Origin of the sequence: Blautia sp. AF19-10LB, assembly GCF_003461245.1 — a bacterium.
Taxonomy (GTDB): domain Bacteria; phylum Bacillota; class Clostridia; order Lachnospirales; family Lachnospiraceae; genus Blautia_A; species Blautia_A intestinihominis.
Window position 1 is genome coordinate 97,799 of the sequence record NZ_QTWS01000002.1, and the last position, 12,426, is coordinate 110,224.

Here is a 12,426-nt window from a genome sequence, read left to right on the forward strand (position 1 = left end):
GTACTTGATTATTATTGTAAAGCCACCGGGGACACTCAAAAAGCCGGCAAACACCGTCCCCGTGGTCACTCCACTTCTTCCGGCTCCATGCTCACTACATGATCCCCGCCATTGACAGCATCAATGTCATATTTCTGTCTGTATTCATTGAAATAAGAATAATACTCCATTGTGTCAGTCGGATAGACCTTGGAATCGTGGATGTGAAGATCCGGGTCTTCTTCTCCGCTCTTCATCAGCGCCATCATTGCACTTGCGCTGTGGGCTGCAATACGTCCGAAACTGTTAAGGATGTCATTAAATACGGTTCCCTCTTCCAGGCCGCACTCGCCCTTGCTGAGTCGTGCTACATGATGTAATTTGAGTTCATCACAGAGATTGGTGATAACTGCTCCAAGCGGTGCTACTCTCTGCGCTGCCTCTCTGTCATCCTTCATAAATGCATTGCAGGTCACATTGATCTCCTCACGGACAGCTTCCATGACGATGTTCAGCTCATCCCAGGCTGACTGAGAAAAGTTTGTATGGTTGTCATGCATCTCATTTGCCATATGTGCGATATAAGATGCGTGATCCCCGATTCGTTCAAAGTCATTGATCGTATGCAGATACAGGGAAACCTGTCTTGTCTGTGCTGTATTCATCTCACGCTTGGTGAGCTGGATCAGGTAATCACCCAGACGGCTCTCGTATTTGTCGATCAGGTCTTCCTTACGCTGAACCTTGTCGTATTTATCCTGCTGATAATCATTCAGAAGGTTCATCGCACGGTTGACATTCTTGCGGAGTTTCTTGGACATTCCGTTCATTGCACGATGGCACTGACCGATTGCAAGTGCCGGATAGTTGATCAGACGTTCCTCAAGGAGGTCAAAGTCTGCTTCGTCTTCCAGTTCTTCTGCGCTGTCTTTTACGAGCATGCACACCAGTTTCTCTAGTTTCGGAATGAATGGGAACAGAACTACAACTGTTGCCACACGGAATACTGTATTCAGAGCTGCAATCGTTACCGGTGTCATGATCGTATCCATAAATCCAAAATGCACGATCGCATTCGCTGTATAAAAGATCACAGACCACAGGATAAGACCGAACAGGTCATTCATAAGATAGATGAGTGCTGTTCTCTTACCATTCTTGTTTGCACCGATCGCAGAGATCAGTACCGGACAGGCTGCGCCGACACCGATACCAAGTACGATCGGGAATGCACTTGCAAAGGTCAGGATACCTGTTACGGAAAGAGCCTGCAGCACACCGACTGTCGCAGATGCACTCTGAAGCACAGCGGTGAACAGGATACCTACTAGGATACCTGCCAGCGGGTTGGAAAACATTGTCAGCATGTCAATAAATACTTTGCTCTCTCGAAGAGGTGCAACTGCACCACTCATTGTCTGCATACCGGTCATAAGGATCGAGAAACCAAGCATGATGTTTCCGATGTTCTTATGTACAGAACGTTTGCAGAACATACGAAGGATAATACCGATGATCGCCACAACTGCTGAGATCGTTGCTGTAGAAAGGATGCTTGCGATACCGCCGGATCCCTGAATATAGGAAAGACAGAGAATCCATCCTGTGATACTGGTACCGATGTTGGCACCCATGATGATACCGATTGCCTGTTTCAGTTTCATCATACCGGAGTTTACAAAACCGATGACCATGACTGTCGTTGCCGATGAAGACTGGATGACGCTGGTAACAGCAGTTCCCAGGGCAACACCCTTGAGCGGGGTATTGGTCATGCGGTACAGAAATGCCTCCAGCTTATTGCCAGCCACCAGTTTCAGGCCATCGCCCATCAGAGACATTCCAAACAAAAATAGTGCTACTCCTGAGAGTAAAGATAAGACCATTGAAAATATTGCCATAATTTTCTCCTCTGTTGTCTTTTCGTCCTGCGTCCGTGCAGAACGGACACCTTCTGTTTTTTTACCTTTTCTTAACTTTCTTTTTATTCATTTTTTACATTGCCTTTTTTATTATGCCATACTCATGGCTCGATTACAACATTGGATTAAATTTTATACCAAAAAAAATCCTCCCGGATCTGATCCCGGAAGGACTCTTTTTGTCAAAAATCAATAAAAATCACAGCCATTTCGACCATTTTCTTTTACACGGTACAGGACCTTGTCTGCATCCTTAAAAATGCTCTCTCCTGGATTTTCTCTGTCTGCAAAGGCAACACCGACACTCAGGGAAACTGCCGGGGGTACCATCCTCTGTATTCTGATTTTTTTCGTATCTTTCATACGAGCATTTCGATTCCTTTTATTGGATTTTCCTCATTCATTATACGACAGCAGATACCTCGCATCAAATAAATAGTTGTTAAGTTTTCCTCTTAACATTTTGTTATTCAAAACAATTGACAAAAATTTATCCAGATTCTATACTGTAAAAAAATTTAAAGCAGTATGTTCCATATAATAAGGAGGAAACTCTATGAACCTGCAGTTATTTGCAACCCTGAAAAATTATAATTTCAAAAATCTTCCCAGGGATATTTTTTCCGGCATTATCATTGCCGCCGTGTCGATTCCTATTTCCATGGGATATGCACAGATTTCCGGAATTCCTGCCATATACGGGCTCTATGGTTCGGTCTTTCCTATTCTGTTCTTTGCGCTTTTTTCTACCTCGAAGCAGTTTATCTTTGGCGTGGATGCCGCACCTGCTGCGATCGTAGGAAGTGCACTCTCCACCCTTGGGATCGCTGTGGAATCCCCGGATGCCATGAAATATGTTCCGATGATCGCGCTTTTTGCCGGTCTGTGGCTTCTTTTGTTTTATTTTCTGCATGCTGACCGTATTGTGGATTTTATTTCCACACCAGTCATGGGCGGGTTCATCAGTGGTATCTCGCTTACGATCATTTTTATGCAGATTCCCAAACTTATGGGAAGTTCTGCCGGTTCCGGCGAGATCCTGGAACTGCTTATACATATTTTTCACGCTGTCAAAACTATAAGCTGGTTCTCTCTTGGCATGGGGATCGGCGCGCTGCTTCTGATCCGTATTTTTAAGAAGATTTTCCCGAAGTTTCCTATGGCGATCGTGATCATGATCCTTGGAGTCCTCGCTACACGCCTTTTTCACGTTGACGAACATGGTGTCGTTCTTCTCCAGGCAGTTGAACCAGGCCTTCCATCCCTGGTCCTTCCGCAGTTTGGAGGAATCCAGCTCACACACGTTGTCGGAAGAGGTCTGATGGTCGCTGTCGTTATCATGGCAGAAACTCTCCTTGCCGAAAATAACTTTGCTTTCAAAAATGGTTACAAATTAAACGACCGCCAGGAAATCCTTGCCTGTGCTGCCGGAAACATCGCGGCCTCCGCTGTTGGCTGCTGCCCGGTAAACGGAAGTATTTCCCGTACTTCCATGAACGAACAGTACGGAGGAACCTCGCAGGCCGTTTCCCTGACCGCCGGTCTTGTCATGGCAGTCCTCCTTGCCGGTTTTACAGGTTTCATCGGCTATCTGCCGGTCCCTGTCCTGACCGCGATCGTGATCTCTGCCCTGATGGATGTCGTGGAAACACATCTGGCGGTCCGTCTGTTCAAAGTCAGCCGCAATGAATTTTATATCTTCATGGCAGCCTGCCTAGGCGTTTTATTCCTCGGCACGATCTACGGCGTGATAATTGGAATCCTTCTTTCCTTTGTTTCCGTGATCCTCAAAGCAACCAACCCGCCGCGCTCTTTCCGAGGCATGATCCCCGGCAAAGAAGCCTACTATGACCTTCAGAGGAACCGCCACGCCTACCCGATCCGGCATGTCGTGATCTACCGTTTCAGCGAAAATCTTTTCTTTGCCAACGTAAAGATCTTTCAGGAAGACCTTGAAAACAGCATAAAAGGAGACACGAAAGTTATGATCGTGGATGCATCTTCCATCAACTCCATCGATATCACAGCCGCTGACCGTCTGGAAGCCATTGCCTCAAGCATGAAGAAAAAAGGGATCCAGTTCTACATCACGGAACATTCTTCCAATCTGAATGAGCAGATGCGCTCTCTCGGAATCGGTCATCTTATCAAGGAAGGCTGTGTCCGCAGGACTATCCTGGCCGCACTTAACGATGCCGATGTCCAGAAACCCTATGATCTGGAAATTCCGGAGGCGGAGAAAAAACTGGCTCAGATCCGCAGCCAGTCCCATCTTCCTGCCGAAGAAGAGAATACACTGGAAGAATTTGCCTGGGCATTTGGCAGCAATACTGTACGGGAACTGGAAGAAGCTACTCACCAGATCATCCAGCATCTCCATCAGATGCCTGACGTTGAGAAGTTATCCGACGAAGGTCTCCGGGAGCATTTCGAAAACTGGCATGCCTTTGGTGCTCTGGACGAAGATGAGATCCTGCACCGAATTGAGCTGCATATCGATGAACTTCCAGAAGAACTGCACAAAGAACATGGACATATCCTGGAACTGATTGAGAAACGCCGAAGCCGTATCCGTGAGAAGATTCTGGAAGAACATCCGGAACTTGCTTCCAAGCTGGAACAGAACCGTAAACGTCTGGAAGAACGCCTGGAACAGCAGAATCCGGAGGCCATGAAAAAATGGCGAGACTGGAAAAAGAAAGATTAACTGTAACACAAAGAGGACTCTGCACAAAGCAAAGTCCTCTTTTCTTTTGGGAAATATTTTTATCTGATATAAATTCCGTCTGCTCCAAGGTATGCTCCCTCCGGGCATTCTGTCAGGTTCTGTTCTCCCGCAAGCTCTGCAACACGGGAATAGTCTTCTTCCATCAGTGCCTGCAGAAGTTTACGTGAGATCCCGACACGCACCTTAAGTTCCTCCGGTTCTTCATACTTCTCTGAGAAATATGGGATCGTCACCGCAATCTCCGCATTGGAATCATGAAATCTCAGTCCACTCTCTTTATCAAGGAACAACTCACAGATTGGTTTATAGTAAGATCTGTAGAATTCTTCCGGTGTAAATACAATCTTTTCGCCCTCGGTATCACCTTCCGGTTCTCTTAAGATCCCACATAAATATCCATGATCATAATATGTCATGCAGACAACTCCCGGATCTGGTCCGGCTCCATTTACCGTGCCGATCGCTTCCAGCTGCTGTGCACCCTTCTTGAGTGCCTGTTCCCTGCGGTTACTGCCGCCCTTGGCTTCCCACACGCTCCAGGTCTGTGCGCCAGGACGATAACCGATCATCTCCGGTCTCCACTCGCTTGCAAAGAAATCAATAAACTCTTTCTCATCCGGCTTACGGATCAGGTTCAGCTGTGTAAGATAATCTGTTCCATACAGCCGGCTGCTGATCATCTTTGTAAAAAACATGCCCATATAATAGGAAATAACACTCTTCTCCGAAGAATCCAGGTAAGCGATCTTCCTGGCCTTCTTGAGCCTGTCTCCCTCTGTATCCAGTGCAGTCTCCACAAGAAACAGCTTATAAAGGACTTCCAGTCTGCGTTTCTCAGGATATGCCGCAGTCAGTCTCTGGATCGGCATTCCACAGGTGATGATCGCATGAAGGAGTTCTTTGTTTGAAAACTCCAGTTCAACGGTTTTGTTTGTCAGTACACTGTCACTGCTGTTATCCTCGGTCTCCAGTGACATGGTATATGTTTTGTCCTCTGTCAAGATCATTTGTATTTTCCTCGCTCTTTCCGAACCTATGATTTCCTGCCATTTCGACAGTTAGTCTGCATATATTATAGCATCGGTTTTCTCATTCATGCAACGATATTTGTCGAAAAAAATGACCGGCTCCCTGCAGAGCCGATCACTTCGGATGTTTATTTACTTCATGTATGTCTTAAGCCAGGTATATACTTTCTGCTGACGGGTCTTATATGTTCCTACCTGACCTCCTGTATCTGTACTCATAGCCTTGTAGATATTGTCAAGGGTATACTCACCCCGGGTTTTACCAAGAATTCTGGTTACTGCTCCATAACCGCCCTGATGCCGGATATTAATGCATTCACCCACTGCCTTTGCATCTTTAACCCCAAGATTTCGTACCTCTGCTTCATACTCCTCAATCTGCTTATACATCAGATAATCCTGACATTTAATTCCTGCCGGTGAACTGATCAGATTTATTATTATCTGTATTTTGTTTTTATCTTTTTTGTCTTTTTTCTCAAGTCTATACTTTGACCAGTCTGCATTTACAACATCATTCCATACTTCATTCTTGGAATCGTATTTCTTGTATGTCTTCGGGCTCGTTGTATGAATCAGTTTCAGAAGTCTCTGTGCCTCAGTTGCATACCACTGACCAGCTCCTATCGTAATCGCATATTCTGTCTTACTGTTTGTAAATGCCTCTGTAAAATCACTGTAATCCTGATTTCCATACACCTGTCCGCCAGTCTCTACAGCATAGAGGATTTTCTTCATGACTTCCTTCTGGCTGCTGCTGAACTTTGAATTAGAAGAAGAGCTTTTTGGAGTTGTCACTGTATTGCTCTGCTTTAAAGTACCAAGATATTTTACATTTCCGGCTTTTTTGTAAGGTCTTACCGTATATACGTACTTTGTACCTGCGGATACTTTCTTATCTGTGTAAAATGTTTTTGAAGAACCGACATCTGCTGCCAGACTCCAGTTTCCGTTGTTTGCCTTCCGGTAAATACGATATCCGTCTGCTCTGCTTACAGCCTTCCACGCAATATTGATCTGGCTGCTGGATGCCGCTTTAATTGTTGATGATGTTCCATCTGGTCTGGTTGCTCCGAGAACGGCAGTATATTTACTGAAAACGTATTTTCCATTTTCTCTGCGGTATGCTCTTACTGCATACTGATAGGTTTTTGCCACCGGAAGACTTCTGTCCAGGTAAGATGTTGTACTTCCTGATGTTACCTTACGGTAAATCTTAAAAGGTTTTCTCAGAGACTCTCTTCGATATATAGTGTAGCCACTGGCACCTGAAATCCTGTTCCACTGAATTTTCAGTGCACGTGTCCCTGAAGCAGTTATAGATGTCTTAACTGTCTGATTCGTAATGCTGGATGCCGCATTTACAGATACTCCGCTTCCCAATAGCAGTGTCAGCATAAAAAGCACTGAAAGTCCATACATCTTGCATCGTTTATGTAACCTTGCTCTTTTCATATTCTGTTCCTTTCCAATACCCCACTGGTTTTTGTTCTGTCTGTCAACTTCTCCACGGAATATTGTAATAAATTTCTATAAAAAAAGCAAGTATATTTTACATTTCTTTTAAATTTGTTACATTTATCTTACATCGCCTACAAAAAACAATGCCATTGTTCCAGGACCGGAATGCGCCCCGATTACTGCTCCGACATCATTAATCAGTTCTGTTGTGATCTGATATTTTTGTTTGATTTTACGGGCAAGAAATTCTGCTTCTTCACGGCAGTCCCCATGACTGATAAAAATCATATTACATGATTTTGCATAACTTCCAATCTTACGATCCATCAGATCTGCGAGTTCGAGAAGAGATTTTTTCCTTCCCCGTACTTTTCCTATCGGAATCAGCTTTCCTGCATCATCCACATGGAGAATTGGCTTGATATTCAACATTCCTCCCAGAAACGCAGTAGTTCTGGATACCCGGCCGCCACGATAAAGATGATCCAGATCATCTACCGTAAAAAGATGCACAATATTTCTTTTGTGTGTCTCAACCCAATTCGCAACATCCTCTATACTGCCGCCCTTCTCTTTGCGCTCCTGTGCAAGATAAACCAAAAGTCCCTGTCCAAGAGATGCCGATAATGAATCCAGCACCAGAACACGCCGTCCGGGATATTCCTGCATCAGTTCTTCTGCCGCGATCCGGCAGCTGTTGAACGTACCGCTAAGACCCGAAGAAAACGCAATGTGCAGAATATCTCTCCCGTCTTTAAGATACGGCTCAAAAAGTGCTCTGGCACTCTCTGGATTGACCTGTGATGTTGTCGGCATACTTCCTGCACGCATTTTATTATAAAATTCTTCCACCGGAAGGAAATTTCCCTCTGTGTATTCCTTTCCCTCCAGGGTATAGCTTAAGTATGTGCAGCCCACCTCATGATTCTTATAAAAATCCTCTGGAAGGTCGGCATTATTGTCTGTTGTGATTATATAATCGTTCATAGCTGGTCCTTTCCGGCTTCTCACCATGTTTCAGACTCTGGTTGCATTGTTATTTTATCATACCCGGCGTCATTGCACCACTACATTTTTGTCATTCAGGATCTTCAGTGCCTCCTGAAGCTGGTTGTCCTCATCATGGCTGATCTCTGTTTCGTTTACGAGAGATGCATCCAGTTCCACTTCCACATCCGGCTCAATTCCTGTCTTGTTGATTGAATTTCCATTCGGCGTATAATAATTTGCCACGGTCAGCTTTACTGCACTTCCGTCACTTAACTGACGGATCGACTGCACCACGCCCTTTCCGTAAGTCGTCGTTCCTACGATCGTTCCGATTCCATAATCCTTGACTGCTCCTGCAAAGATTTCAGACGCACTGGCACTGTTTCCGTTGACAAGGACCGCAAGTGGCATGTCCAGAGGATTTTTGCCATCGCAGGTTTCCTCGCTCCGGTTTCCGTTTTTGTCTTCTGTATAGACAATCAGACCTTCCGGAAGGATATCTCTCAGAATGTCGCAGACAATATTCAGAAGGCCTCCCGGGTTGTCTCGAAGATCAACGATCAGTCTGGTCATTCCCTGATCTTTAAGGTCTGCAAACGTTTCCTCATACTGCTGCGCCGTCACGCCCTTAAATTCTGTGATCTGAATATATCCGGTATTTTCGTCCAGCATCTCTCCGAAAACAGATGGAAGTTCCACGTCGCTTACTTTGACAGTGATCTCCTGTGTATCCTCTCCCTGCCTCTGTACAGTGAGGACAACGTCTTCGTCCTGCTTTTTCTTTATCATAGAAACAACATCACTTAATTCTGCATCTGTGATATTCTCTCCGTCAATTGCGGTGATCACATCACCGGCTTTGATTCCCGCTTCTTCTGCAGTACTTCCCTTATAACACTCCACGATCTGCACTCCACCGGCCGCATTTTGCTGCATGGATACTCCGATTCCAACGTAGGATCCTTCTGTTGTTGCATTTTCCTGATCGTATTGTTCTTTCGTATAATACCTGGAATACACATCATCCAGCCCGTAGATCAGTCCGGCATACACCCCTTCCTTCAGATCATCTGTACTGATATCTCCCAGATATTCCTCGTCGATCATATTTTCCAGATATTTTACTTTCTGTGTAAAAGATACATCTGAAAGGATCTCTCCCGAACGGTAAAACTGTACTGCCCTGATACCGCCTCCTGCAAGTATTGTCAGAACAACTCCCGTTGCCACGCCCTTCATGTATGTCCCGTGTTTCATCTTATTATTCACCTTTCCCCGGAATCAGAGAACGCACCGCTGGCGCTCCTCAACATGCAATGTAACAAGATATGCGGCCTATGAGTTCTGTCCTCAGCTTAAGAGGCTCAGCTTCATACGCCGCATATCAGATATTCAAATATTTATATTTATACTCTTAAATGCTTTCTTGAAGTCAGGAAACTTCCGATCAGGCCGATTCCGATTCCAAGTGCCAGTCCCATAGGAAGCAGTGTCTGGTAAATTTTCCATACCGGAATAAAGTCTACCACTCCTGTGAGGACATTGAAACGTGTCAGAATGTATTCTACTGTTGTGTTGTAAATGAAATATAAGGCGGTAAGCGGAATTGCCGCGCCGATCACTCCAAGTACCATACCTTCCAGCAGGAACGGTGCCCGTACAAAACCGTCTGTCGCACCGATGTACTTCATGATCCCGATCTCTTCCTTACGGACTGCAATACCAACAGAAACCGTGTTGCTGATCAGGAAAATAGAAATGACCAGAAGGATCGCAATGATGATCATAGATGCGTAAGATGCCAGCTTGTTAAAGTTTCCAAGTGTGTTGGCTGCTTTTTCTGACTGCTCTACATCACGCACATGATCCAGTCCCTGTATGTAGGCAACCAGTTCTGTCTGCTTCTCGATCTGATTGAGGTAGACCTGATAGTTGGACGAGTTTACCAGCGGGTTGTCATCCTTAAATCCATTTGCCGCATCAGAACCCTGGAAATACTGATCTTTAAATTTCTGCCATGCCTCGTCTGCGGATTCAAATTCAATTCTCTCCACTTCCGGACGCGCCTGGATCAGATTGCCTACTTCCTGCATCTGCTCCTCTGTGGTTCCTTCATCAAAGAATACGGTGACCGGAACTTCCTGTTCCACCTTATGTGCAATATTATTGACGTTTGTCACCATTGAATAAAAAACTCCTACCAGGAAGATGCAGGCTGCCATGGTCAGGATGGATGCCAGTGAAAACATCCAGTTTCTCTTTATGTTTATAATACCCTGTTTCAGAGTATACCAGATTGTACTAGGCCTCATGATATCCTCCTTCTTTTTCGTCACTGACGATCACACCATCATGCATCGTAAGTACTCGTTTCTTCATCGCATTTACGATTTCTTTGTTATGTGTTACCACCAGTACCGTCGTGCCTTTCTCGTTGATCTGCTCCAGAAGTTTCATGATCTCCTCAGAAGTCTTAGGGTCGAGGTTTCCTGTCGGCTCGTCTGCGAGAAGGATGTCCGGGCGGTTTACGAGTGCTCTCGCGAGGGCAACTCTCTGCTGCTCACCACCGGACAGCTCATCCGGAAAAGATTTGTATTTCTCGGCAAGTCCGACTTCCTGCAGTACTTCCGGCACACGCTTGCGGATCACCTTGGTCGATCTTCCAATAACGCGCTGTGCAAAAGCTACGTTCTCATATACGTTGCGGTCCTTGAGAAGTCTGAAATCCTGGAACACAACGCCCAGTTTACGACGATATTTCGCTACACGGCGGTGTTTCATCTTCTCGAGACGCTCACCACTTACGATCAGCTGACCGCTGGTGCAGTCCAGTTCTTTCATAAGAAGCTTGATCAGGGTAGACTTACCGGATCCACTGCTTCCTACAACAAACACGAACTCACCTTTATCAACATGCAGATTCACATGGTTAACGGCCGGAAGCCCTTTGCCATATGATTTGCTCACATCTATCAGATCAATCATCCGTTCCTCCTTCTTGCGCAAAAAATGCTGCCAGAATCTCCGGCAGCATTTCACGCATTCTGCTGCATAAATAGTTTAATGTTTTTGTAACATTGTTGTAACATATCTTTTGGCAGAATGCAAGCATTTTTGTTGAATTCATAAAATTTTCACGATTTTAGTACTCAAGTGTCTCCATATACTTCATGTATCTTACAACCATCAGTGCGATCTTAAATGTGATTGCATCCTCAAACACACGAAGATCAAGGCCTGTGCTCTTCTGGAGTTTGTCCAGGCGGTATACCAGAGTGTTTCTGTGGATGTAAAGCTGTCTGGATGTCTCGGAAACATTGAGGCTGTTCTCGAAGAACTTGTCAATGGTGACCAGAGTTTCCTCATCGAAGTCATCCGGTGATTTGTTCTCAAAGATTTCCTTGATGAACATCTTACACAGCGGAATTGGAAGCTGGTAGATCAGACGGCCGATTCCAAGAGAGCTGTATGCGATGACATCCTTCTCTCCAAAGAAGATCTTACCTACATCAAGTGCCATTCTTGCTTCCTTATAGGAACGGGAAACTTCCTTCAGTTCATTTACGATCGTTCCATATGCGATATGTGTTTCTTCGTTCTGGTTCAGTCCGAGAGTATCAAGGATCGCATGAGACAGTTTGTCCAGGTCTGCATATCCCTCTCCCTCCTCAAGTTCCTTGACGATAATGATGCTCTTCTCATCAACAGCAGTAATAAAGTCCTTGCTCTTGCCACCAAAGAAACTCTTCACGCTCTCCATGGAACTGTGATCCTTCTCCTGCTGAAGTTCCAGGATCATAACTGCACGGCGTACATCTGCATCGATGTGCAGTTTCTTGGCGCGGTTGTAAATATCTACGAGGAGCAGGTTATCAAGAAGAAGGTTCTTGATAAAGCTGTCCTTGTCAAATCTTTCCTTATATGCAACGATCAGATTCTGGATCTGGAACGCTGCCAGTTTACCGATCATATAGGTGTCCTCATCGTCTCCATGAGCGACCAGAATATATTCCAACTGATAGTCGTCACAGACCTTGAAATACTGGAATCCCTTGACGAGCTGACTGTCAGCCTGGGATTCTACAAACGCCTGGATGTCTCCCTGCTGTATTGAAAAATCTGAAAATGTCGTTGCGAGCACCTTTCCCTCGGTGTCAATAATGCAGAATTCTGTCCTGGAGATTTCCTTTAATCCTTCCAGTGTATTCTGAAGTACCTGATTTGATATCATCTGCCTACATCCCTTCTCGCTTATTGTGCGTTTTCTCTTGTTATCCCCATATCAACCTGAATATTTACTATATTTTAATACAAAATC

At 45.1% G+C, this 12,426-nt stretch carries 10 protein-coding genes; 1 reads left to right on the top strand and 9 read right to left on the bottom strand.

Features of this window, described 5'->3' with window-relative positions; translation table 11 throughout:
* Window positions 1-65: 65 nt before the first annotated feature.
* Together DWX28_RS02295 and DWX28_RS02300 are read right to left on the bottom strand one after the other, a co-directional pair.
* Window positions 66-1,880 carry a Na/Pi cotransporter family protein gene (locus DWX28_RS02295; RefSeq protein WP_022213935.1) on the bottom strand — a complete coding sequence of 605 codons (1,815 nt, stop codon included), beginning with the start codon at window positions 1,878-1,880 and terminating at the stop codon, window positions 66-68.
* Window positions 1,881-2,090: 210 nt separating this feature from the next.
* Window positions 2,091-2,264, bottom strand: a complete 174-nt coding sequence (locus DWX28_RS02300) for a diguanylate cyclase domain-containing protein (RefSeq protein WP_022213934.1) — start codon at window positions 2,262-2,264, stop codon at window positions 2,091-2,093.
* Window positions 2,265-2,457: 193 nt separating this feature from the next.
* Between DWX28_RS02300 and DWX28_RS02305 the strand changes: the two genes are divergently transcribed.
* Window positions 2,458-4,608, top strand: coding sequence for a SulP family inorganic anion transporter (locus DWX28_RS02305; RefSeq protein WP_118251593.1), 2,151 nt, complete (start codon window positions 2,458-2,460; stop codon window positions 4,606-4,608).
* Window positions 4,609-4,667: 59 nt separating this feature from the next.
* Here the strand turns inward: DWX28_RS02305 and DWX28_RS02310 are convergent, their stop codons facing one another.
* From DWX28_RS02310 to DWX28_RS02340, 7 genes are all read right to left on the bottom strand, one after another.
* Window positions 4,668-5,636, bottom strand: coding sequence for a hypothetical protein (locus tag DWX28_RS02310; protein ID WP_118251598.1), 969 nt, complete (start codon window positions 5,634-5,636; stop codon window positions 4,668-4,670).
* Window positions 5,637-5,789: 153 nt separating this feature from the next.
* Window positions 5,790-7,112: a fibronectin type III domain-containing protein gene (locus DWX28_RS02315; RefSeq protein WP_022213931.1), complete on the bottom strand. Its 1,323-nt coding sequence runs from the start codon at window positions 7,110-7,112 to the stop codon at window positions 5,790-5,792.
* Window positions 7,113-7,235: 123 nt separating this feature from the next.
* On the bottom strand, window positions 7,236-8,105 hold the full coding sequence (locus tag DWX28_RS02320; RefSeq protein ID WP_118251737.1) for a DegV family protein: 870 nt from the start codon (window positions 8,103-8,105) through the stop codon (window positions 7,236-7,238).
* A 69-nt stretch (window positions 8,106-8,174) separates the two neighbouring features.
* On the bottom strand, window positions 8,175-9,365 hold the full coding sequence (locus DWX28_RS02325) for a S41 family peptidase (RefSeq protein ID WP_118251600.1): 1,191 nt from the start codon (window positions 9,363-9,365) through the stop codon (window positions 8,175-8,177).
* A gap of 149 nt (window positions 9,366-9,514) precedes the next feature.
* Window positions 9,515-10,420: a permease-like cell division protein FtsX gene (ftsX, locus tag DWX28_RS02330; protein ID WP_118251602.1), complete on the bottom strand. Its 906-nt coding sequence runs from the start codon at window positions 10,418-10,420 to the stop codon at window positions 9,515-9,517.
* A complete protein-coding gene (ftsE, locus tag DWX28_RS02335; protein ID WP_022213927.1) occupies window positions 10,410-11,093 on the bottom strand; it encodes a cell division ATP-binding protein FtsE in 684 nt (227 codons plus the stop codon). The genes ftsX and ftsE overlap by 11 nt, the downstream gene beginning before the upstream one ends.
* Before the next feature lie 157 nt (window positions 11,094-11,250).
* A complete protein-coding gene (locus tag DWX28_RS02340; RefSeq protein ID WP_118251606.1) occupies window positions 11,251-12,339 on the bottom strand; it encodes a PucR family transcriptional regulator in 1,089 nt (362 codons plus the stop codon).
* Window positions 12,340-12,426: the final 87 nt, after the last annotated feature.